Source organism: Streptomyces sp. NPDC004031 (assembly GCF_053604375.1).
Genome location: NZ_JBSGHL010000009.1, coordinates 160564 through 182261 on the forward strand (window position 1 = coordinate 160564; position 21698 = coordinate 182261).

At 73.1% G+C, this 21698-nt stretch carries 25 protein-coding genes and 1 pseudogene; 13 read left to right on the forward strand and 13 right to left on the reverse strand.

Annotated features, from left to right (window positions below; translation table 11 throughout):
• Nucleotides 1-91: 91 nt before the first annotated feature.
• A complete protein-coding gene (locus tag ACWERV_RS08260) occupies nucleotides 92-889 on the forward strand; it encodes an enoyl-CoA hydratase/isomerase family protein (RefSeq protein ID WP_398187588.1) in 798 nt (265 codons plus the stop codon).
• Between the two features lie 31 nt (nucleotides 890-920).
• On the opposite strand, the gene ACWERV_RS08265 is transcribed toward ACWERV_RS08260, so the two are convergent.
• Nucleotides 921-1739 (reverse strand): nucleopolyhedrovirus P10 family protein, encoded by an 819-nt coding sequence (locus ACWERV_RS08265; protein WP_452930353.1) that lies wholly within the window; start codon nucleotides 1737-1739, stop codon nucleotides 921-923.
• 143 nt (nucleotides 1740-1882) lie between these two features.
• Here ACWERV_RS08265 and ACWERV_RS08270 point away from each other — a divergent pair, with 143 nt between their 5' ends.
• From ACWERV_RS08270 to amaP, 5 genes are all read left to right on the forward strand, one after another.
• The gene (locus tag ACWERV_RS08270; protein ID WP_452930305.1) at nucleotides 1883-2392 is read left to right on the forward strand and encodes an Asp23/Gls24 family envelope stress response protein; all 510 of its coding nucleotides are present in this window, start codon (nucleotides 1883-1885) and stop codon (nucleotides 2390-2392) included.
• Nucleotides 2393-2447: 55 nt separating this feature from the next.
• Entirely contained in the window at nucleotides 2448-2648 is a 201-nt protein-coding gene (locus tag ACWERV_RS08275; protein ID WP_398187594.1) for a hypothetical protein, read from the forward strand.
• Nucleotides 2648-3016, forward strand: a complete 369-nt coding sequence (locus ACWERV_RS08280) for an Asp23/Gls24 family envelope stress response protein (RefSeq protein WP_398187597.1) — start codon at nucleotides 2648-2650, stop codon at nucleotides 3014-3016. The genes ACWERV_RS08275 and ACWERV_RS08280 overlap by 1 nt, the downstream gene beginning before the upstream one ends.
• Before the next feature lie 95 nt (nucleotides 3017-3111).
• Nucleotides 3112-3708 carry a DUF6286 domain-containing protein gene (locus ACWERV_RS08285; protein ID WP_452930355.1) on the forward strand — a complete coding sequence of 199 codons (597 nt, stop codon included), beginning with the start codon at nucleotides 3112-3114 and terminating at the stop codon, nucleotides 3706-3708.
• Between the two features lie 7 nt (nucleotides 3709-3715).
• The gene (gene amaP / locus ACWERV_RS08290) at nucleotides 3716-4312 is read left to right on the forward strand and encodes an alkaline shock response membrane anchor protein AmaP (RefSeq protein ID WP_452930307.1); all 597 of its coding nucleotides are present in this window, start codon (nucleotides 3716-3718) and stop codon (nucleotides 4310-4312) included.
• Between the two features lie 320 nt (nucleotides 4313-4632).
• Here the strand turns inward: amaP and ACWERV_RS08295 are convergent, their stop codons facing one another.
• The 5 genes from ACWERV_RS08295 to ACWERV_RS08315 form a co-directional block, all read right to left on the reverse strand.
• Nucleotides 4633-5394 (reverse strand): SDR family oxidoreductase, encoded by a 762-nt coding sequence (locus ACWERV_RS08295; protein WP_398187603.1) that lies wholly within the window; start codon nucleotides 5392-5394, stop codon nucleotides 4633-4635.
• A 1-nt stretch (nucleotide 5395) separates the two neighbouring features.
• A complete protein-coding gene (locus tag ACWERV_RS08300) occupies nucleotides 5396-7189 on the reverse strand; it encodes a glycoside hydrolase family 15 protein (protein ID WP_452930310.1) in 1794 nt (597 codons plus the stop codon).
• Between the two features lie 49 nt (nucleotides 7190-7238).
• Complete coding sequence (locus ACWERV_RS08305; protein ID WP_452930311.1) at nucleotides 7239-8099, reverse strand: SURF1 family cytochrome oxidase biogenesis protein; 861 nt, start codon at nucleotides 8097-8099, stop codon at nucleotides 7239-7241.
• A 94-nt stretch (nucleotides 8100-8193) separates the two neighbouring features.
• On the reverse strand, nucleotides 8194-8445 hold the full coding sequence (locus ACWERV_RS08310) for a hypothetical protein (protein WP_398187611.1): 252 nt from the start codon (nucleotides 8443-8445) through the stop codon (nucleotides 8194-8196).
• Nucleotides 8446-8540: 95 nt separating this feature from the next.
• Nucleotides 8541-9533, reverse strand: coding sequence for a DEDDh family exonuclease (locus ACWERV_RS08315; protein ID WP_398187614.1), 993 nt, complete (start codon nucleotides 9531-9533; stop codon nucleotides 8541-8543).
• A 152-nt stretch (nucleotides 9534-9685) separates the two neighbouring features.
• Here ACWERV_RS08315 and ACWERV_RS08320 point away from each other — a divergent pair, with 152 nt between their 5' ends.
• Nucleotides 9686-10597, forward strand: coding sequence for a sterol desaturase family protein (locus tag ACWERV_RS08320; protein WP_452930314.1), 912 nt, complete (start codon nucleotides 9686-9688; stop codon nucleotides 10595-10597).
• Nucleotides 10594-11298 carry a lysoplasmalogenase gene (locus ACWERV_RS08325; protein WP_452930315.1) on the forward strand — a complete coding sequence of 235 codons (705 nt, stop codon included), beginning with the start codon at nucleotides 10594-10596 and terminating at the stop codon, nucleotides 11296-11298. Before ACWERV_RS08320 ends, ACWERV_RS08325 begins: the two co-directional genes overlap by 4 nt.
• Here ACWERV_RS08325 and ACWERV_RS08330 read toward each other — a convergent pair.
• Entirely contained in the window at nucleotides 11269-11496 is a 228-nt protein-coding gene (locus ACWERV_RS08330; protein ID WP_398187623.1) for a hypothetical protein, read from the reverse strand. The genes ACWERV_RS08325 and ACWERV_RS08330 overlap by 30 nt on opposite strands.
• A gap of 424 nt (nucleotides 11497-11920) precedes the next feature.
• On the opposite strand from ACWERV_RS08330, the gene moaA reads away from it, so the two are divergent.
• Complete coding sequence (gene moaA / locus ACWERV_RS08335; protein ID WP_452930319.1) at nucleotides 11921-12910, forward strand: GTP 3',8-cyclase MoaA; 990 nt, start codon at nucleotides 11921-11923, stop codon at nucleotides 12908-12910.
• A gap of 30 nt (nucleotides 12911-12940) precedes the next feature.
• On the opposite strand, the gene ACWERV_RS08340 is transcribed toward moaA, so the two are convergent.
• Complete coding sequence (locus ACWERV_RS08340; protein WP_398192835.1) at nucleotides 12941-13165, reverse strand: hypothetical protein; 225 nt, start codon at nucleotides 13163-13165, stop codon at nucleotides 12941-12943.
• Nucleotides 13166-13568: 403 nt separating this feature from the next.
• Entirely contained in the window at nucleotides 13569-13919 is a 351-nt protein-coding gene (locus ACWERV_RS08345; RefSeq protein ID WP_398192836.1) for a DUF3099 domain-containing protein, read from the reverse strand.
• Between the two features lie 258 nt (nucleotides 13920-14177).
• On the opposite strand from ACWERV_RS08345, the gene ACWERV_RS08350 reads away from it, so the two are divergent.
• The gene (locus ACWERV_RS08350) at nucleotides 14178-14468 is read left to right on the forward strand and encodes a GlsB/YeaQ/YmgE family stress response membrane protein (protein WP_398192837.1); all 291 of its coding nucleotides are present in this window, start codon (nucleotides 14178-14180) and stop codon (nucleotides 14466-14468) included.
• A 42-nt stretch (nucleotides 14469-14510) separates the two neighbouring features.
• Here ACWERV_RS08350 and ACWERV_RS08355 read toward each other — a convergent pair whose 3' ends face one another.
• From ACWERV_RS08355 to ACWERV_RS08365, 3 genes and pseudogenes are all read right to left on the reverse strand, one after another.
• Nucleotides 14511-15062 (reverse strand): RNA 2'-phosphotransferase, encoded by a 552-nt coding sequence (locus ACWERV_RS08355; protein ID WP_452930322.1) that lies wholly within the window; start codon nucleotides 15060-15062, stop codon nucleotides 14511-14513.
• A gap of 57 nt (nucleotides 15063-15119) precedes the next feature.
• Nucleotides 15120-16514 (reverse strand): metallopeptidase TldD-related protein, encoded by a 1395-nt coding sequence (locus ACWERV_RS08360; protein WP_452930324.1) that lies wholly within the window; start codon nucleotides 16512-16514, stop codon nucleotides 15120-15122.
• Nucleotides 16511-16777, reverse strand: a pseudogene (locus ACWERV_RS08365) (metallopeptidase TldD-related protein); the annotation flags it as partial. The pseudogene ACWERV_RS08365 and the gene ACWERV_RS08360, both read right to left, overlap by 4 nt.
• Nucleotides 16778-17200: 423 nt before the next feature.
• Between ACWERV_RS08365 and ACWERV_RS08370 the strand changes: the two are divergent.
• The gene (locus ACWERV_RS08370; RefSeq protein ID WP_452930327.1) at nucleotides 17201-18124 is read left to right on the forward strand and encodes an aminoglycoside phosphotransferase family protein; all 924 of its coding nucleotides are present in this window, start codon (nucleotides 17201-17203) and stop codon (nucleotides 18122-18124) included.
• Between the two features lie 9 nt (nucleotides 18125-18133).
• Here ACWERV_RS08370 and ACWERV_RS08375 read toward each other — a convergent pair whose 3' ends face one another.
• Nucleotides 18134-19471 (reverse strand): sporulation protein, encoded by a 1338-nt coding sequence (locus ACWERV_RS08375; protein ID WP_452930328.1) that lies wholly within the window; start codon nucleotides 19469-19471, stop codon nucleotides 18134-18136.
• Between the two features lie 300 nt (nucleotides 19472-19771).
• On the opposite strand from ACWERV_RS08375, the gene ACWERV_RS08380 reads away from it, so the two are divergent.
• Both ACWERV_RS08380 and ACWERV_RS08385 read left to right on the forward strand, forming a co-directional pair.
• Complete coding sequence (locus ACWERV_RS08380) at nucleotides 19772-20329, forward strand: ATP-binding protein (RefSeq protein WP_452930331.1); 558 nt, start codon at nucleotides 19772-19774, stop codon at nucleotides 20327-20329.
• Nucleotides 20330-20603: 274 nt separating this feature from the next.
• Nucleotides 20604-20894: a hypothetical protein gene (locus ACWERV_RS08385; protein WP_452930334.1), complete on the forward strand. Its 291-nt coding sequence runs from the start codon at nucleotides 20604-20606 to the stop codon at nucleotides 20892-20894.
• The last annotated feature ends 804 nt before the right edge of the window (nucleotides 20895-21698 follow it).

The following is a 21698-nucleotide window of genomic DNA, read 5'->3' on the forward strand; positions in this document are numbered from 1 at the left end:
GGGCGGGCGCCTTCCGACCCTGCGCGACTGCGTGCCGAGCTTGTGGTTACTCTTCGGTAATCACGTACGCGGTCCGTTTCGGAGGTCCCCGATGCCCGAAGACACCATCCTGCTCGAACGCGACGGAATCCGGCTGGCCCTGGACGGGACCGGCACCGTCGCCACCATCACCCTGTGCAACCCGGCCAAGCGCAACGCGCAGTCGCCCGCCCTGTGGCAGGCGCTGACCGAGGCGGGACGGCTGCTGCCGGGGCAGGTACGGGTCGCGGTGCTGCGCGCCGAGGGGCCGTCCTTCTCCGCCGGACTCGACCGGCAGGCGTTCACGCCCGAGGGCTTCGACGGCGGGCCGTCGTTCCTCGATCTCGGGCGCGGCGACGCGGGCGAGCTCGACGCGACCATCGCCGGGTACCAGCAGGCCTTCACCTGGTGGCGGCGCACCGACCTGATCACGGTCGCCGCCGTCCAGGGCCACGCCATCGGGGCCGGATTCCAGCTCGCACTGGCCTGCGACCTGCGGGTGTGCGCGCAGGACGTGCAGTTCGCCATGCGCGAGACCAGCCTGGGCCTGGTGCCCGACCTCACCGGCACCAAGCCGCTCGCCGAGCTGGTCGGCTACGGCCGCGCGCTGGAGATCTGCGTGACCGGCCGCTACGTCCACGCCGAGGAGGCCGAGCGCACCGGGCTCGCCAACCTCGTCGTGCCCGCCGCCGAGCTGGACGCCGCCGTCGCCGACCTGACCGCCGCGCTGCTCGCCCCGCCGCGCGACGCCGTCAACGAGACCAAGGCCCTTCTGCGTACCGCCCGCGCGAACCCGGAGGACGCGCAGTACGCGGCCGAGCGCGCCGCCCAGGGCCGCCGGCTGCGCGACCTCGCGGGCGCGGCCGAGTAGCCGCCCGCCGGGGTACGCCCCCGGGCCCGGCTCACTGCGTGGCGGTCACCACGACTGCCGCCGCGACCGGACCGGGGGCGCCCTCCGCCGCCGCGGCCGTGACCGCCGCGGCCACCGCGCGGGCCACCGTGTACGGGCGGTTCCCCGCCGCCACCGCGAGCTGCACCTGCACCCGGCGGCCGTCCGCCGCGTCGCGTACCCGCACGCCCGCGCCGAAGCCCGCCAGCCGCCGGGTCAGCCGCAGCACGCCGGGCACCGCGAGCGCGGCCGCCGCCACCCGGTCGGCGGGCCCGCCCCGCGCACCGTCCGTGAGCTCCGGCGGGCCCTCGCCCTCCACCACCACGCCCTCCAGCACCGCGTCCGGCGCGGGCAGCTCGTCCAGCAGCCCGGTCACCGCGAGGTCGACCGAATGCACCGGCACCCCGATGCCCTCCCGCGCGGACGCCCACAACGCGGCCCGCAGCCGTTCCGCGGTACGCGGCAGGGGTTCGTCCAGCGCGGCCGCGAAGTCCGCGGTGATCCGCAGCGGCCCGTACGGCAGCGCGCCCACCGGCGCGGCGCCCTCGGACCGCGCCGCGACCGCTCCTGACGGCCCCTCGCCCGGCGCGGCGCCTGACGCCCCGCCCGATGTGCCGCCCGGCACGGCGCCTGACCCGCCGTCGTCCCCGCCGCTGTCGTCCAGCTCCAGCACGAGCGCGCCCAGCCGTACGCCCGGCAGCGAGTCCGCCACTCGGCGCAGTGCGGCCACGGCGGCGTTCTCGGTGATCCAGGCGGAGTCCGCCGCCTCGCCCAGCGGCAGCAGGCGGCCCAGCGCGACCTGTTCCCGCACCGTCCTGGCCAGTCGGTCCATGGTCACCAGGTCTCATCGCCTTCCGGTGTACTACCACTCGAACGGGGGGCCGGCAGTCCCCTCTGGACGCATCCCCGCAGCGCTCCGGGGCATGCGCACATAGTGTGGTGCACGGAGCAGCCCAGACGAAGGGACGACTCGCGATGACGGACAGCGGGCAGCACAACCGGCCGGAGCCCGAGGGCTCGTCGGCAGCAGGCGACGGCGGGCGGACCCTGGACAAGGGATCGGCGGGAGGTACGCCGCGCAAGGTGCTCGGCGACCCCGCGAGCCGGGGCCGTACGACCATCGCGGACGGCGTGGTGGAGAAGATCGCCGGCCTCGCCGCACGGGACGTGGTGGGCGTGCACGCCATGGGCACGGGCCTGTCCCGGACGTTCGGCGCGGTACGCGACCGCGTCCCGGGCAGCACCCGGTCGGTCACCCGCGGCGTCAAGGCCGAGGTCGGCGAGGTGCAGACCGCGCTGGACCTCGACATCGTCGTCGAGTACGGCGTCTCCATCGTCGATGTCGCCCGCGCGGTGCGGGAGAACGTCATCGCCGCGGTGGAACGCATGACCGGCCTCGAAGTGGTCGAGGTCAACGTGGCCGTCGGTGACGTCAAGCTGCCCGACGACGACGATGACGACGACCGTGAGCAGCGGGTCCAGTAGTGACGACTGCGCGGCACCCGGCACCTGAAGCGGCGAGACGGACCTGGAGCGGACGATGAGCATGGCGGTGATCGGCCTCGCGGCCGGCATGGCACTGGGGTTCGCCGGCTATTTCGGCGGCTTCGGCGCCTTCCTCGTGGTGGCCCTGCTCGGCGCGGTCGGCTTCCTCGCCGGCAAGTTCTTCGACGGGGATCTCGAACCGGGTGACTTCTTCCGCACCAGGGACCGCGACCGCGACCGTGACCGGCGGCGCTGATGGCGTCGGCGGTTCCCGGACAGCTCCCCGCGGCGGACCGCGGGGCGCTGCGTATCGCGGACCGGGTCGTCGCCAAGATCGCCGCCCAGGCCGCCGGTGAGGTCCTCACCGACGCGCCGGGCGCCGACCTCGTACCGCGCGACGCCCGCCCGCACGCCTCGGTGTCCGTGCGCAAGGACACCGCCCGGCTCCGGCTCACCCTGGAACTGGGCTACCCGGCGAACATCGGCGCGGTCTGCGGCACGGTCCGCCGCCATGTCACCGGGAGAGTCGAGTCCCTGACGGGTATGGATGTACCCGAGGTGGCCGTCGAGGTGGAACGGCTGCACTCCGCGGCGGCCGGCCGCGACGAGGGGAGGGTGGAGTGAGCGACGACAGCGGCGGCAGTCACGAATACCGCGAGCAGGACCCGAACGAGTCCGACGAGGAGAACGCCCGGGTCAGCATCGCCAAACGGCCCCCCATCAAGCCCTACGCCGTGACGTCCGGGCTGCCCGGCGGCGGAGAGGGCCCCAGGGTCCGCCGCTTCTGGGCCGGCCGGCGCGTCCCCGCCGCGCTCACCGCCGCCGTGGGCCTGGGGCTCACCGGGCTCTTCCTCTACGACATCGCCTCGGTACGCGCCGACCGCCAGGCGATGCAGTGGCGCAAGACGCTCGCCCACCAGCTCGCCACCCGGCACCTCGACAACGTCTGGATCATCCTCGGCGCCGCGGTCTGCGCCGCCCTCGGGCTGTGGCTGCTGATCCTCGCCGCGACCCCCGGCGAACGCGGCCTGCTGCCCATGACACGCAACGGGGCGGACGGCGTCCGCGCCGGACTCGACCGGCGCGCCGCCGAACTCGTGCTGCGCGACCGGGCCATGGAGGTCTCCGGGGTGCGCTGGGCGCGCGTCGACGTCGGCCGCCGCCGTATCAAGGCCCGCGCCGCCTCCCACTTCCGCGAACTGGAAGAAGTGCGCGACGACCTGACCGCCGCGCTCGGCGAGGCCGTACGGCAGCTCGGGCTCGCCCGCGCCCCGCAGCTGCACATCCACCTCCACCGGGCCGAGAAGAAGGGGTGAGGGCGCCGTGCGGACGACCGTCAACCGGGTGCTGCTGGCCCTGATCGGGCTGATCCTGCTGGTGGTCGGCCTGTCGGTACTCGTCGGCAGCCTCGACCTCCAGCGCCACTGGGGCTTCACCATGCCCGGCTGGTGGCCCTTCACCGGACCCAAGGACGTCCTGCTCACCGACCACAGCAGGACCCGCTACCGCTCCGACGGCTGGTGGTGGCCGGTCGTCTTCGCCGTGCTCGGCGTGCTCTTCCTGGCCGGCCTGTGGTGGCTGCTCGCGCAGCCGCGCACGCGGCGGCTGCGGCAGATCCGGATCGACAGCGGCGACGGGCAGGGCGCGCTGCTGCGCGGCCGCGCCCTGGAGACGGTGCTGCGTTCCGAGTCGGAGGACACGGAGGGGGTCGCGTGGGCGAACACGATGCTCACGGGGCGCCGGGGGACTCCCGGGGCCCGGCTCGTGCTCGGGCTCGAACCCCGCGCCACGCCCGAGGACGTCGTCGCGCGCCTCGACTCCCACGTTCTGGAACGTGCCCGCACGTCCGCGGGCCTCGACTCCCTCCCGGCGGAAGCGCGCCTTCGCCCCGTCCGCCACCGCGCCTCCCGGGTCACGTGACCCGGTAGGCCCCCGCATTTGCGCCCCGGGGCGCCCCTTGCGGCCGGCGTCGCGACCTTCTGCCGGTGGTGGCTGAGCGCGCAGTTCCCCGCGCCCCTGAAAAACGGGTGCCCTCCTCCCGCAAGGGCTCGCTTCTGCCGCGCAGGGCAACAAACCAGGGGCGCGGGGAACTGCGCGACAAGCCCCCACCGGGGGAAAGGCGTCATGCCACCGCAAGTGGCACTCACCCAGGGGCGCGGGGAACTGCGCGCTCAGCCCACCACCGGCAGAAGGTCGCGCGGGTCACCGCAAGAGGCACCCCGGGGGCGTACCCCCCTACCTCACAGGGAGTGAAGCGCTCCGCCGTCCACCGGGAGGGTGAGGCCCGTGAGGTAGGAGGCCGCGGGGGAGAGGAGGAAGGCCGCGGCGCGGCCGAACTCCTCCGGAGTGCCGTAGCGCCGCAGCGGAATGCGGGCGGAGTGCGTGGCGCGGGCCGCTTCCGGGTCCCCGGCGAGCGAGTCCAGCTCGCGCACGCGATCCGTGTCGATCCGCGCCGGCAGCAGGCTGACGACACGGATCCCGCGGGGTCCGACCTCGTCGGCGAGGGTCTTGGCGAAGCCCGCGAGACCCGGGCGCAGCCCGTTGGAGATCGCGAGCCCGGCGATGGGCTCGCGGACGGAGCCGGAGAGCACGAAGCCGATGACCCCGCCTTCGCCGAGAGCCGCCGCGGCGGAGCGGGCGAGCCGGACGGCCCCGAGGAAGACGGACTGGAAGGCGGCGAGCCACTGCTCGTCGGTCATGTCGGCCGCAGCCCCGGCGGGCGGCCCGCCGACGCTGATGAGCACCCCGTCGAGTGCCCCGAACCGGGCGCGCGCGGTGGCCAGGAGCGTCTCCGCGGTCGCCGGGTCCGCGTTGTCCGCGACGACGCCGAGCGCCCGCTCGGGCCCGCCCAGTTCCGCCGCGGCGGCGTCCACCGTCGCGGCGGTGCGCCCGGAGACGACGACCTTCGCACCCTCCGCGGCGAGTTCGCGGGCGGCGGCGAGGCCGAGGCCGCGGCCGCCGCCGGTCACCACGTACACCCGGTCCTTGAGTCCGAGGTCCATCTCAGGGCGTCCTTCCGTCGAGTCCCGTGAGGGCGAGCGCGGTGTTGACCAGGCCGACATGGCTGAACGCCTGCGGGTAGTTGCCCAGCTGGCGCCCGGCGACCGGGTCCCATTCCTCGGCGAGCAGCCCGACGTCGTTGCGTACGGTCAGCAGCCGTTCGAAGAGTTCGGTGGCTTCGTCCGTGCGGCCGGTGGCGTGCAGCGCGTCGGCGAGCCAGAACGAGCAGGCGAGGAAGGCGCCCTCGCTGCCGGGCAGCCCGTCGACGCCGCCGGAGTCGGGGGAGTAGCGGCGGACGAAGCCGTGGTGGTCCAGTTCGCGGCGGATCGCCTCGACGGTGCCGGCCACCCGCCGGTCGGTCGCGGGCAGGAAGCCGACCTGCGGGATCAGCAGGGTGGCCGCGTCCAGTTCGGTGGAGCCGTAGGACTGGGTGAAGGTGTTGCGTTCGGCGTCGTAGCCCTTCTCGCACACCTCGGCGTGCACCTGCATGCGCATGGAGCGCCAGCGGTCCGCGTCGCCGCGCCGCGTCGGGTGCGCCTCGACGGTGCGCACCGCGCGGTCCGCGGCGACCCAGGCCATGACCTTGGAGTGCACGAAGTGCCGGCGCGGGCCGCGTACCTCCCACAGGCCCTCGTCGGGCTCGCGCCACTTGCCCTCCAGGAACTCCATGAGGGCGCGTTGCAGGTTCCAGGCGTGCGGCTCGTCGCGCAGGCCGCTGTTGCGGGCCAGGAAGAGGGAGTCCAGCACCTCGCCGTAGACGTCCAGCTGGAGCTGGCCGGCCGCGGCGTTGCCGACCCGGACCGGGGCGGAGCCCGCGTAGCCTTTGAGCCAGGGGACCTCGTACTCGGTGAGCCGGCGTTCGCCCGCGATGCCGTACATGATCTGGAGGTCGGCCGGGTCGCCGGCGACGGCCCGCAGCAGCCAGTCGCGCCACGCCTGCGCCTCGGCGAGGAAGCCGCCGGACACCAGTGCGTTGAGGGTCAGGGCGGCGTCGCGCAGCCAGCAGTAGCGGTAGTCCCAGTTGCGCACCCCGCCGATCTCCTCGGGCAGCGAGGTGGTGGCGGCCGCGGCGATGCCGCCGCTGGGCGCGTAGGTGAGCGCCTTGAGGGTGATCATGGAGCGCAGCACGGCGTCCCGCCACGGCCCCTGGTAGCAGCACTGGGCCGACCACTGCTCCCAGTCCTCGACGCTCTGGTCCAGCGCCTCGAAGGGGTCTATCCGGCTGGGTTTGCCGGTGTGCGAGGAGTGCCAGGTCAGCACGAAGGCGACCCGGTCCCCGGCGGCGACCGTGACGTCCGCGTACGTGCGCATGTCCTTGCCGTACATCGGCAGCGGCGGCTCGGTGCGCAGCCATACGGCGTCGGGCCCGGCGACGGCGACCCGCTGGTGGTCGGCGCGGCGCACCCAGGGCACGACGCTGCCGTAGTCGAAGCGCAGCGTCAGCTCGCTGCGCACGGCGACCTCGCCGGACACGCCCTCGACGATCCGTACGAGGTCGGGCGCGTGGTCGCGCTGCGGCATGAAGTCGGTGACCTTGACCGTGCCGTCCGGGGTGTGCCAGACGGTGTCCAGGACGAGGGTGTCGCCGCGGTAGGAGCGCTCGCTGCACTCGTCGGAGGTGCTGTCCAGCGGGGCGATCCGCCAGCGGCCGTTGCCCTCGTCGCCGAGCAGCGCCGCGAAGCACGCGGCGGAGTCGAAGCGCGGCAGGCACAGCCAGTCGACCGACCCGTCCCGGCCGACGAGCGCGGCGGTCTGCAGATCGCCGATGAGTGCGTAGTCCTCGATACGTCCTGGCACGGCCCCGCCTCGTCGCCTTCCGGTCCTGGTGTCGAGTGTGCTGGCGCGGCTAGCGCACCGCTACCGGAACGCTGCCTTCCGGCTCCTGCGGTTCGGCCGGGCCGGCGGTCTGCCGCGCGCGTTCGGCGAGGATCTCCGCCCGCTGCCGGCGCAGCAGCACCACCCAGCCGACCGGCACCATCGCGGTGAACAGCCACCACTGGATCGCGTACGCCATGTGCGGGCCGATGCTCTGGTGGTCCGGCTCCGGGATGAGTCCGGGCTGCCCGTGGCCGGGGTCGGGCGTGGTGGACACCAGCTCCAGGTAGCCGCCGAGCACCTGTGCCCGCAGGTGGCCGGCGTCCTCCACCTGCTGCCCGCTGATCAGCATGATCTGCCGGTCGGGCAGGCCGGTGCGGTTGCGGATGCCGGTCGTGGAGCTGGTCTCGTCCGGGCGCAGCCGCCCGACGACGGTGACCTCGCCGGACGGCGGCGGGGTGATCTTGGGGAACTTCGTCGGGTCGTCGCCGGGGGCGATCCAGCCGCGGTTGACCATCACCGCGCGGCCGTCGTCCAGGATCAGCGGGGTGATGACGTGGTAGCCGACCTGCTCGCCGCCGCCGGAGGAGTCGTCGGAGCCGGAGTTGCCCGCGGTGCGGTGCCGGGCGACGACCTCGTGCGCGGTGTCGTAGTGGCCGCGCGCGGTGACGGTCTTGTAGAGGTCCTCGTGCGGCACCTGGAAACCGGGCGAGGTCACCGACTCCACCGGGACCGGCGCGGCCTTCAGGGCCGCGGCGATGAGGTGGTTGTTGGCCACCCGGTGCTCGTGCCGGTGCAGCTGCCAGAAGCCGAGTCTGACCATCACCGGCATCAGCACGAGGCCGACGAGGGTGAGGACGACCCATTGGCGGGACAGCAGGAAGCGGTACACCCCACGACGGTACAACCCGCCCGTGGGGCGCCCGCGGGTAGGGGTCACCGGCGGGCCGGCGGGGGCTCTCCGGTGCCGGTCGGCGGTCGGGGTCTCAGGCCGGGGCGGGGGTCTCGACGTGGTCGACGATGCCGGCGGCGCCCTCCGCGGCGGCGCAGTGCGCGCAGCAGTAGAAGTGGCCGTCGGCCTCGACGCCGTGCCCGAGGATCTGCACCCGGCAGTGCTCGCACACGGGCGCCATCCGGTGGGCGGCGCACTCGAAGCAGTCGAAGACGTGCACCGCGCCCTGCGCGTGCACCTCGAAGGTCATCGCATAATCGTTTCCGCAGACTTCGCATCGTGCCATGGGGCACAGGCTGCGGTCCGCGGACACCCCGGGCAACGCGCGCGCGGGCGTGTTGCCCCCCTGCCACCCGGACGGCGGCGCCACGCCCCGCGTCCTCAGCCGTGCACGTCCTGCGCCGGGGTGACCGCCTTGAGCAGCTCGGTGAACTCCCGCTCGTCGATCACCGGCGTTCCGTACTCCCGGGCCCTGACCGCCTTGCTCGTCGGGGAGTCCGGGTCGTTGGTGACCAGCAGGCTGGTGAGCCGGCTCACCGAGGTCGCGACGTGCAGCCCCGCGTCCGTCGCCCGGTCCTCCAGCAGTTCGCGGTCTATCCCGGTGTCGCCGGAGAAGGCCACCCGCATCCCCTGCACCAGCGCCCCGCCCGGCGCGAGCCGCCCCGGGTTCGGGTACGGGCACGCGGGGCGCTTGCGGGCCGGCCGCCAGCCCGAGCGCGGACCCGACCCGTACAGCCGCCCGAAGCGCGGCGCGGGCACCGGGGAGTCGACCCACTCGGTCAGCGGGCGGCACGCGTGCAGCGGCAGCGGCAGCCCGGCCGCGGCCGCGAGGTGCAGGCTCGGCCGGAAGGCCTCGGCGAGCACCCGCGCGTCGTCCAGGGCGTGGTGGGCGCGCTGCTGGACCACCCCGTAGTGCGCGGCGAGCGACTCCAGCTTGTGGTTGGCCAGCGGCAGCCGCAGCTCCTTGGACAGCACGATCGTGCACAGCCGCTGCTCGACCGGCGCCGCCGAGCGGGCGCGGGCGTACTCGCGGGCCAGCATCGACCAGTCGAAGACCGCGTTGTGCGCCACCAGCACGCGCCCCGCGAGGCGTTCGGCCAGTTCGCCTGCGACCTCGGCGAAGAGCGGGGCGTCGGCGAGCGCGGCGGCCGTCAGCCCGTGGATCCACACCGGGCCCGGGTCGCGCTGCGGGTTGACCGGCGAATACCAGTGGTCCTGGACCTCCCCGTGGGCGTCGAGGCGGTAGACGGCGGCGGACACGATCCGGTCGTCCCGGCCGAGACCGGTGGTCTCGACGTCGACCACGGCGTAGCCCCCGGGGTAGTTCTCGGGCCAGGGCGTGGGGGAGGGCGGCGCGGTCGGGTTGTCCAGCATGGTGAGGAGGATACGGCGCCGCGCCGACAGTGGATCATCCCCGTCCGGCCGGCGGGACCGCGCGGTGCCCCGGCGGGCTTGACGCGTACGCGCCCGTACTAATCGGTAACAACCTCTGGTGTCCGCCCGGGACGTGCCTCTATGGTGCGCGCATGCCGCAACTGCCCGATGTCGTCCTGTGGTCGATACCCGCCTTCGTGCTGCTCACCGTCGTCGAGGTGGTCAGCTACCGCATTCACCCCGACGAGGACGCGGCCGGGTACGCGGGCCGGGACACCGCCGCGAGCCTGTCGATGGGCCTGGGCAGCCTGCTCACCGACGCGCTGTGGAAGATCCCGATCGTCGCCGTTTACTCCGCCCTGTACGCCCTCACCCCGCTGCGGGTGCCGGTGCACTGGTGGACGGTGCTGCTCATGCTGCTCGCGCAGGACTTCTTCTACTACTGGTCGCACCGCGGGCACCACGTCATCCGGCTGCTGTGGGCCTGCCACGTCGTGCACCACTCCAGCCGCAACTTCAACCTCTCCACCGCGCTGCGGCAGCCCTGGACGAGCCTGACGTCCTGGCCGTTCTACCTGCCGCTCATCGCGCTGGGCATGCACCCGGCAGCGCTCGCCTTCTGCTCGTCGGTCAGCCTCGTCTACCAGTTCTGGATCCACACCGAACGCATCGACAAGCTGCCCCGCCCGCTGGAGTTCGTGCTCAACACGCCCTCCCACCACCGCGTCCACCACGCCTCGCAGGGCAGCTACCTCGACCGCAACTTCGGCGGCATCCTCATCGTCTGGGACCGCCTGTTCGGCTCCTTCACCGCCGAGACCGAGCGCCCCGTCTACGGCCTGACCAAGAACATCGCCACGTACAACCCGCTGCGCGTGGCCACCCACGAGTACGCCGCCATCGCGCGCGACCTCGCCAAGGCCGGCAGCTGGCGCGACCGGCTCCGCCACCTCGTCAACGGCCCCGGCTGGGCCCCCGCCCCTGCCCCGGCCCCCGCCCCTGCCCCGGTCACCGTTCCGGCCGCCGCTCCTGCTCCGGCCGCCGCCCCGGAGGCCGCGGCATGACGCAGAGCACCCCGCGGCCCGACGCCGAGCGGGCCGCGCGCGTCGTCGTGCTGTTCGCGATGCTCGCCGCGCTGCACATGTCGGCCGTCACCCAGCACTTCGACGTCCTGCGGGTGGTGACCAAACCGCTGCTGATGCCCGTGCTCGCCTGGTGGGTGCTGTGCTTGCGCGGCCCGCGGCTGCTGGTCGCGGCGCTGCTGTGCGGCTGCGGCGGCGACGTGCTGCTCGACGTCGGCGGCACCGTGCCCTTCCTGCTCGGCATGGCCTCCTTCGCCGCCGGCCACATCTGCTACCTGCGGCTCTTCACCCGGCTCGGCTCCTTCCGCGGCCCCCGCACCGCGGTCCGTGTGCGCTGCGCCGCCTACGGCGTGGTGTGGGCCGCCCTCGTCGTGGCCCTGTGGCCCGGACTGGACGCGGGGATGCGCGTGCCCGTGGCCCTCTACAGCGTGCTGCTGACCGCGATGGCCGCGGGCGCGTACGGGGTGGGGGCCGTCGCCCGCGCGGGCGGCCTGCTCTTCCTGCTGTCCGACAGCCTCATCGCGACCGACCTCGCGGACTGGCCGCTGCTGCCCGGCCACGGCGCCTGGGTCATGGCGACGTACCTGGCCGGGCAGGCGCTGCTCGCCCTCGGCGTGATGTCCACCGTGCGCGGCGTCGTCCTGCGCCGGACGTCACCCGCTGCGACGCCGGCCGGCCCGTAGCGCCGCGATGCTCAGCAGCGGCAGCCGCACGCTCCCGTAGGGCCAGTGCCCGGCGGCCGCCGCGCGCGGCCCGGTGACCGGCGGCGCCACAGCGGCCACCGGGGCGGCGAGCCGCACGCTGCCGTACGGGCGGGGCCGCGGGCCCTGCGGCGGTGCGGGATCCCCGGCGGGCGGCGGCGGTGGCGGTGGGGTCGGCACGGCGGGCTCCTCGCGGCAGCACGGGCGCCGGCGGGGGCGGCGGCGCGACGACGGCACGGATGTGCGCCCTGCCCAACGACCCGCCGCCGCCCCGGTGTCGCCCCCGCACCCCGCGCCGCACGGACAGGTGAACCCCGCGGATGACCACTGACCAGCGGATACACCCTCCGGCTCGGGCCGCTGTCCGTGCCACGCCCTGGGCCGTGTCTGACAAATCCCGTCTGCCTGGCGGGGCCCGGCACGCACGCTTGCTGCGTTGTCGGTCGTCGGCGCAGCCCGCTGCGCTCTCCTCCCTCCGCCTTGCCATCGCACGCACCGGACCCCACCGGCCCCGCCCTCCGGGCGAACGACGGTATGTCTCAGACACGCCCTAGGCTGGAGGGAACGGCGGCGCGACCAGGCGCCCGGGAAGGAGGCGGAGCCCGTGCTCCTCGACACGTACGGACGCGTGGCCACCGACCTGCGGGTCTCGCTCACCGACCGGTGCAACCTGCGCTGCACGTACTGCATGCCGGAGGAGGGCCTGGCCTGGCTGGCGAAGCCCGATGTGCTGACCGACGACGAGATCGTCCGGCTGGTGCGGATCGCGGTGACGGAACTGGGCGTCACCGACGTCCGCTTCACCGGCGGCGAGCCCCTGGTGCGCCCCGGCGTCACCGGCATCGTCGAGCGCTGCGCCGCGCTCGCCCCGCGCCCGCGGCTGTCGCTCACCACCAACGGCATCGGCCTGGCCCGTACCGCCACCGCGCTGCGCGCCGCGGGCCTGGACCGGGTCAACGTCTCGCTCGACACCCTGCGCCCGGACGTCTTCCGCACCCTGACCCGGCGCGACCGGCACGCCGACGTCCTCGCCGGGCTCGCCGCGGCCGCCGCCGCGGGCCTGACCCCGGTGAAGGTCAACGTGGTGCTGATGCGCGGCGTCAACGACACCGAGGCGCCCGACCTGCTGCGCTGGGCCCTCGACGAGGGCTACGAGCTGCGCTTCATCGAGCAGATGCCGCTGGACGCGCAGCACGGCTGGCAGCGCGCGGGCATGGTCACCGCCGAGGAGATCCTGGCCGCGCTGCGCACCCGCTTCGACCTCGTCCCCGAGGGCGGGACGGCCCGCGGCTCCGCGCCCGCCGAGCGCTGGGTGGTGGACGGCGGACCGGGGCGGGTCGGTGTGATCGCCTCCGTGACACGCCCGTTCTGCCGCGCCTGCGACCGCACCCGGCTCACCGCCGACGGTCAGGTGCGCAACTGCCTGTTCGCCCGGGAGGAGACGGATCTGCGCGGGGCGCTGCGCGCGGGCGCCTCGGACGCGCGGGTGGCGGAGCTGTGGCGGGCGGCGATGTGGGGCAAGAAGGCGGGCTCGGGCCTGGACGACCCGGAGTTCCTCCAGCCCGACCGCCCGATGTCGGCGATCGGCGGCTGAGCCGGGCGCGGAGGACCGCGGGGGCCCGGTTCAGGCCTGCGCGGCCGGGCGGGACTCCCACTCGGCGAGCGTCACGACGTCCTTGAGGAAGCCGCGCATGCCGAGGAACTGCGTCAGGTGCTCGCGGTGCTCGTCGCACGCCAGCCAGGTCTTGCGCCGCTCCGGGGTGTGCAGCTTCGGGTTGTTCCACGCCAGCACCCACACCGCGGGCACACGGCATCCCTTGGCCGAGCAGATCGGCGTCTCGTCGTTCACGGCGTCCAGTAAACCCCACGGCCCGCGGCACCGGGCGCGCCCGTCGCGGGTGCGGACCCGGCACAGACACGGCACGGACCTGGCACAGACACGGCACGGACCCGGCCGCGGAAACGCACGCGGACATGGCGACGCCGGGCAGCCACGGGGGGAGCCGCCCGGCGTCGGTCCGTCGCCCCGACGGGGGATGCGGAGCGCCTAGGCAGTATGTCATGCACTGACGCGCTCGTGGAGTGGAACGTCGTCAACGATCTGAGCTTTTCTTGAGGTTTCGCTCACGTGCCCGGAAAGGCCGCGTACCGGCCCGGGAGCCGGTACGCGGGACGTACGGGAGAAGCGCCGGAAACGCGGAGAACCGGACAGGCCGGGGCACCGGGGACGAGAGCGGAAGGGACCGGACCGGTCAGGCCTCGGCGGCGGGCTCCGCGTCCCGCTCGGCCCCCAGCTCCACCCGGCTCGCCTCCAGCACGGGCATGGACGGCGGCGGGACGTACGTCGTCATGGGCGCCTTCGGGGCGTTCTCCCGTCCGGCGTTGGCGATCACCACCGCGACGTACGGCAGCAGCATGCCCACCACCAGCATCGCCCAGGCGAGCGGCCGCTCGACGTTCCACAAGATGACCGTGAGCAGGACGGACAGGGTGCGGATCGTCATCGCGATCATGTACCGCCGCTGCCGCCCCCGCACGTCCTCGGTCAGCCCGGTCCGCGCCCCGGAGATCTGGTAGATCCCAGATCCGCCCTGCTTCCGCATCCATCCACCGCCCAGTCCAGGGGCCAGGCGCCGCTGCTCTCGGCTGGCAGCGCGCCGCGCCGGCTCCGCACCACGGTACGCTCCGGCCGCCGCACGCCACAGAGCGGGGCGCCATCCGGAGGTACGGTCTCGCCGCCTTTCCGGAGTTTGGCGCGATCTCGCCCCCCGTGCCCGACATGCGCCGCCGCCGGACCCGGCGGAAACTGACGGCACGGCACGCGGGCGCGCCGCGCGCCCGGCGAACGAGGAGGCAGCGGCATGGGCTGGCTGTGGGCGATCATCGTCGGACTCGTGCTCGGCCTGATCGCCAAGGCGATCCTGCCGGGCAGGCAGGTGCTGCCGCTGTGGCTCACCGTGCTCTGCGGTATGGGCGGCAGCCTGCTCGGCAACGGAGTGGCCGGCTGGCTCGGTGTCCGCGACACCAAGGGCATCGACTGGACGCGGCACGTGCTCCAGCTCGTCGGCGCGATCGTGCTGGTCGCGATCGGCGACGCGGTGTGGGCGGCGCACAAGGCGAACCAGCGCCGCCGCCGCACGATGACGCGCTGAGCCGCGCCCGTACCCGTATCCGTATCCGTCCCCGGGTGCGGGTCAGGACGGCAGCAGCCGCAGCCGCTCCGGCGGCACCGGACCGCTCAGCCACACCCCGTTCGCGCTGCGCCGGAAGACGTGCCCGGCGGCGGCCAGCCCCACGGCGTCCACCGCGAGCACGGCGGGGCGGCCGTGCCGGGAGCCCACCCGTACGGCGGTCTCCCGGTCCGCCGACAGGTGGACGTCCTGCCGGGACATCGGCCGCAGCCCCTCGCGCAGGATCAGCGGCACGGTGGCCGTCGCGGTGCCGTGGAAGAGGACGTCCGGCGGCACGGCGGGGGCGAGGCCCAGGTCCACCGTGACCGAATGGCCCTGACTCGCCCGGATCCGCCGCCCGTCCTCGGAGAGGGCGTACCGCTTCTTGTTGTTGGCCTCGACCACATGCTCCAGCTCGGCCCGGCTCAGCCGCCTGCCGTGCGCCGCGCACGCGGCGAGCAGCACATCGACCTCGACCCAGCCGCCCTCGTCGAGCGTCACGCCGATCAGCTCCGGCTCGTGCCGCAGCACCCGCGCCAGGAACTTCGACGCCCTGACCGTGTTCTTCTCGTTCATCTCCCTCGTCCCCCCCGGGATCTCGTCCCCCCGGGACTCTCGCCCCCTCCGGGGCCGTCAGACCCCCTGGCTGACCGAACTCATGTTGAAGTCCGGGATCCGCAGCGCCGGCGCCGCGGCCCGGGTGAACCAGTCGCTCCACTCGCGCGGCAGGGTCCGCTCGGTACGGCCCGCCTCCGCCGCCCGGCCCAGCAGGTCCACGGGCGACTCGTTGAAGCGGAAGTTGTTGACCACCCCGGTCACCTCGCCGCCCTCGACGAGATAGACGCCGTCCCGGGTCAGCCCGGTCAGGAGCAGCGTGGCCGGGTCCACCTCGCGGATGTACCACAGGCACGTCAGCAGCAGCCCGCGCTCGGTCCCGGCGACCATCTCGGCCAGCGACTGCTTGCCGCCGCCCTCCAGGACCAGGTTGTCGGCGGGCGCGGCGACCGGCAGCCCGGTGAGCTGGGCGCTGTGCCGGGTCGTCGGCAGGTGCCGCAGCGTGCCCTCGTGGATCCAGTCGACCGGGGCGACGGGCAGCCCGTTGTCGAACACCGAAGCGTCGTCGCCCGAGGAGTGCGCCACCACGAAGGGCGCCGCCTCCAGGCCCGGCTCGCCCGGGTTGCTGCGCAGCGTCAGCGGCAGCTGCGACAGCTGCTCGCCGACCCGGGTGCCGCCGCCCGGCTTGCTGAAGACCGTGCGGCCCTCGGCGGCGTCCCGCGCGCCCGACGACCACAGCTGGTAGATCATCAGGTCCGCGACCGCGGACGGCGGCAGCAGCGTCTCGTACCGCCCCGCGGGCAGCTCGATCCGCCGCTCCGCCCACGCCAGGCGCTGCGCCAGCTCCGCGTCCGTCTCCAGCGGGTCCACGTCGCGGAAGTCCCGCGTCGCGCAGCCCGCCCACGCCGAGCGGGCCGCGTCCGGCGACTTCGCGTTGAGCTCCAGGGTGCCGGTGGGCTGGTCGTGCCGCAGCCGCAGCCCGGTGGAGGTGCCCAGGTACGTCGACGTCATCGAGTGGAAGGCGAAGCCGTACAGCAGCCGCCCGCCCGCCCGCGCCGCCGCGAAGGCCTCGCCCAGCGCGGGCGCGAAGGCCGCGAAGACCTCCGAGCCGGTCTCGGCGGGCGGCGCGGTGAAGTCCGCCGACTGCGGCACCCCGCTCACCAGCGGCTGCGCGTCCTCCGCCGGTCCGGCCTCGCGCGCGGCGGCCTCCGCGGCCCGCACCAGGCCCTCCAGGTCGTCGGCCGTGACCGCCGAGCGCGACACCACGCCGGACGCGGTGCCCTGCGTGCCGTCCACGGTCGCGATGACGGTGAGCGTACGGCCCCGCGTCACGCCGTTGGTGGTGAGCGCGTTGCCCGCCCAGCGCAGGTTCGCGCTCGACTCCTCCTCGGCGATGACCACGCACCCGTCGGCCGTCGACAGGTCGAGCGCCCGCTCGACGATCTCGTGCGGCTTGCTCGCTCCGGAAGTCATCGGCCGGCCTCCTGCGTCGTGTTGAGGATGTTGACGCCCCGGAAGAGCGCCGACGGGCAGCCGTGGCTGACCGCCGCGACCTGCCCCGGCTGCGCCTTGCCGCAGTTGAACGCGCCACCGAGGACGTACGTCTCGGGTCCGCCGACCCGCTCCATCGACCGCCAGAAGTCGGTGGTCGTGGCCTGGTAGGCGAAGTCCTTGACCTGGCCGTCGAGACGGCCGTTCCGAATGCGGTATGCCCTCTGGCCGGTGAACTGGAAGTTCATCGCAGGGTCGGGGGGCATACCGCTCTGATCGGCGTCTGTGCAGGTCAGGGTCTGCTTCACGGTCTGCCCTCAATCCCTGTTCATACTGGTTGAAACCGGACTGTACGTGGTCTGGTGTCGACCTGGTGCCGACCTCCGGGGCCGCCCCCGTACTGCTCGTGGCGGCCCTGGGGGTCTGTGGATCAGTGCTGAGACTACCCATGGGGCGCAGGGGAGGGGAGATCAGTTTCCCGCGATCGGAAGAGGCGCCGCCGTGGGCACGCGGCAGGCGCGCACCGACGCCTCGTCACCACTGCTGCTCGTCCTTACCTTCCCCCGGTCGGTACCGTCGGAGTCGTCAACGCTGCGTGTCGCTGACTGCCACGGTGGCGCGCGGTCGCAGGTCCGCACGTGTCGATGGGTTCGGGGAGTGGTTGCGGTATGCCGTCGTACGGTGCTGCGCGCGGGGAACCGGAGGAATTCACCTCGGCTCGCGCACATCAGGTGATGGTTGGCGCGTGCGATGCCGTCGGGCTGGCCTCCGACGGGGCGCGGCTGATCCGGCTGGGTGAGAACGCGCTCTTCCGGCTGGAGCGGCACGCGGTCATCGTGCGCATCGCGCGTTCGGCGGAGTACCTGGATGACGCGCGGCGGGAGGTGCGCGTCTCGCGGTGGCTGGAGGCTGAGGGGTTCCCCGCGTCACGGGTCGTGGAGGATGTCGAGCAGGCCGTCGTGGTCTCCGGGCATCCGGTGACCTTCTGGCACCTGATCGAGGAGAGCGACCGCAAGGCGACCTACGGCGAACTCGGCGGCATCCTGCGTGACCTTCACGCGCTACGGCCGCCCGCGGACCTGGACCTGCCGCCGTACGACGTGTTCGGGCGCTCGGGTCTGCGTATCGAGCGGGTCGTCGGCATACCGGAGGACGACCGGGAGTTCCTGCGCAAGCGCGGCGCCGAGTTGCGCGAACGGCTCGCGGAAACCCGGTTCGACTCGCCGAAGGGTGCGGTCCACGGGGACGCCCACGTACAGAACCTCATGGTGAACCGCGGTGACGAGGCTGTCCTGATCGACTTCGAGAACTTCAGCTTCGACCATCCCGAGTGGGACCTGATGGTCACCGCCACCGAGTACGACAGCCTGGCGTGGCAGACGCGCGAGCAGTACGCGGGCTTCACGGGTGAGTACGGGCGGGACCTGCGCGACTGGGACGGGTTCCCGACATTGCGCGCGATCCAGGAGTTCAAGATGACGACCTGGCTCATGCAGAACATCGGGGAGAGCGGCGAGATCGCGCGGGAGTACGGCCGCCGGATCGCCTCGCTGCGGGACGATTCGGCTCCGCGGTGCTGGCACCCGGGCTGACGGCGGGGGTTACTCGTCGTCCAGGTCGGCGAGGGCGGCGCGGACGTGTTCGTTGAACTGCTGCACGGCCGGGTTCGTCGCGTGTGGTGAGACCTCGCGCTGGAAGTCGGTGATGTAGCGCTGGAAGCGGGCCGACTGGAGCGCGTCCCCCTCGGTGACGGCTAGACCCGCGGTGGTCACGGCGGCTTCCAACTGCCCGTCGAGTAGCTGGCTCTGGGCGAGCACCATGCGGCAGAAGCCCAGGGTGCGGGCGTACCTCGGATCGGTGAGGGCCACGGCCCGCTCGGCGTAGGCGACGGCCTGCCCGGACTCGCCCAGGTCGCGGAAGCAGTGGCAGAACTCTCCGACGAGTTCGGCCTCGTCCATGTACGCCAGCCAGTCCGGGTCCTGCGCGGTGCCTGCGCGCTCCAGGTGGCGTTCGGCCTCCGCCATGGCCAGGTGGGCGCCCTTGAGGTCCTGGGCGGTGGACAGGGCGCGCGCTTCGTGGGCTGCGAAGAGGGCCATGGCCCGTGGCGTGGCGCGGCCGTTGCCGCCTCCCTCGACGGCGGCGCGGGCCAGCCTCGCGGCCTTGGGCTGTTGCCCCAGGTAGTTGGCCTGGTGGCTCATGTTCGCGAGGATGCGCGACCCCATCATGCGGTCGCCCGTGACCTGGGTCAGCCGGAGCGTGGAGAGCAAGTAGCGGTCGGCGAGATTGTGGTTCCCGCTGTCGTATGCCGTCCAGGCAAGGAGTTGCGCGATCTCGGTGGCGGCGCTGAAGAGCGCGGTACCGACACGTTCGCTGTAGCCTGCGCTGAGCAGCGGCAACACCTCATGGCGGAAGTAGTGCCGCAGCGCCTTGTGGCCGTGGCCTCCGCCGTAGAGGAAGTCCAGCCGCATGAACATCTCGGCGGCGGTACGAACGGCCGCCACGTCGCGCATGCCGATACGCCTGGTGCTCGTCGACTCGGTGGGCAGGCCGTCGGGTCGCGAGACCAGCCATGACAGCACCGCGGAGTTCACTTCGCCGTCGGCGAGCAGTTCGGCGTTGGGCGGCTCCTCCTCCGGGCTGACCTGTGTCAGGCCGTCGAGTATCCCGAGGGCGTCGCCCAGCGAGGTGGCGTAGCTGGTGCCGACCGGCACCGGCGTGATGGTCGCGGTGGAAAAGCCGAGATCGGCCGGGGTGATCCGGCGGCCGACCTTGCCGCTCAGGGCTTCGGCGACGTACGCCGCGGTCGAGGCCTGGATGCCGCTCCCGTCGAGCCAGCGCTGAACGGCGACGTGCGTGGTGCCGACGTGAGCGCCGTGCCGTAGCGCGACCTCCTGCACCCGCCGGGCGAGGCCCTTCTTGGAGGCGCCGGCCTCGGCCATGACAGCGGCTAACCGGTGGTTGGGTTCCCTGCTCATGATCCCCCTGTCATCGGGCGATGACGGCAAGTGGCCATGGTGTCACGGGCTCTGGGCGTTGTACGGGGGTTTACGCATGAACCCCCCGAGCGCGTGGTGAACTCCCCTGTTCACGCGTACCCCTCCATGAACACTGCCGCCGCGATCCCCTTCGCCGTTGACTTGCCGCACACGGCGGCGGACCGGCCGCCACGGACGGAGGACAACGCGATGACTTCGCGAGACACCCACCGCCGGCCCCTGCGTACGGCGCACCCCGCTCCGTTGGAGCCCAGCGTTCTGGCCGGATCGGAACGCTTCCGCGCGGTGACCCTCGACGCGGACGCACCCGACACGGGATCGGTCATACGCCGGACGGCTTTCGAGATCCTGCACGCCTGGGGACTCCACCCCCTCGTCGACGACGTCACCATGTGCCTGTCCGAACTGGTGGGCAACGTCGCACAGCACGCCGTACCCGACGGCTGGCGCTCGACCGCGGGCGGCCGCGGACGTCGCGTGACGGTGACCTTCCGGGCCTGGCCGACGTGCCTGTTCCTCGAAGTGTCTGACGAGGACTCCACACCCCCGATGCTCCCCGCCGGGGACTTCCTCCTCCCGGAGGACTCGCAGGCGTCGTCTGACGCGCTGCTCGCTGACAGCGGGCGGGGGCTGCTGATCATCCAGTCCCTCTCCGACGCCGCGTGGTGGGCCCCTCGCGACGAGGGCGGCAAGAGCGTCTTCTGCCGCTTCGACCACGAGGGCGGCCCGGTTCCCACCGCCGATCAGACTCCGCGCCCGTCCATGGCAGCCGGACCGGCGTCACTCCCTGGGTCCGGGTGACGGACGCGGTAGCCGCCTGAGCCCTGGTCACGCTCGGGCGGAAGGCGGCCTCCCGGCCTTCCCCAGCCGGGAGGTCGTCCCCACAACAACGACCGCACAACCGCATACGCAAGACCGGACCACCCCTCCGCCTGGCAGCTTCCGGGATGGTCCGGCGCAGGGGTCACACGGGACCCCGGTGCCGAATGGTACCGGGGCCCTTGCCATGCCTTGGCCAACACGGCACGCCACGGCCACAGTCCAGCCACCACGTGGAGAGAGTGACGTGATCCCGATGCCTCCCACTGACCACCCCGCCTGCGACGGAGACGACTTCGACCCGACCACGATGCTCTGGTCCCCCGGCATCGACTACGTCGGCGGCTGGCGCGAAGCAACCGACGCGGCAGCCGAACTCCTCGCCGCACTCCGGGACGCTGGCATCGACACGACCACCATCACGGCCCGAGCTGACACCTCGTCCGACGGCACGGGGTTGATCTGCCTGGCGCTCCCCGCCGCAGCAGCTCGCCAGCTTGCGGCACTGGCCAATGCGGCGGCCACCCGCACCCGGCGCGCCGGCTGAAGTGGGCGTCACCGCAGCGTTCAGACTAGCCCGTGCCCTGAGCTTGGGAATCACGGGGTGCGGGGCCGTGAAAAGCGGTGCCTGCTCGTACGATGTCCCGAGAAGGCGTGACCAGCCGCGCTGATGACCGTGTCTGACCGGGGTTCGCCGCACGACCGGGCACTCATCGGGCACGCATGGATCGGCCCGGGGCAGCGCACGTTCGCACGACGCGCAGATGATCACTTGCGCCTGTTCTCACCCGCCCGGAGACACTTGTGAGTTCGCTGGTGAGGGTCAGGTCAGGGTGTGGAGACTGGGCCGGTGCCAGTCCACAGATGGGCCATGAACCCAGAAGGCAGCAGAAGAGCCCTGATACCGGGTGGACTCCCATCCGCCCCATCCGGCTCATCAGCCCAACGCCACCAGATGTCCCACCCAGCGTACCCGGACGGAGCTGACTAAGTGGCTGCCGGAAGCACATGAGCTGTGGCAGTGTCGTCTCCCTGAGGGGAGAGGATTGACCGGTGACCGATTACCGATGCGGATCATGCTCCTATGGGAGCGACGATCTCGATGATCTTCGACGGCACACGATCCAGACGGGACATGTCTCGACCGGGTCAACTGAAGGCAAGCCCGGCGCAGGCACGGTCGTGACCGGGCTCGGCGTCGGCCTTCTAACTATCGCCACTGGGGTCCTCGGCTGGAAGTACAAAGCCCTCCGGTCCCTAGTGCTCTGACCGGGAAGGTTCACCGGGTTGACTGTTCCGGCGGTTGGATGTGCGGCGACGTCCGTTGATCCGACCGTTGGGGTGTTGTGTG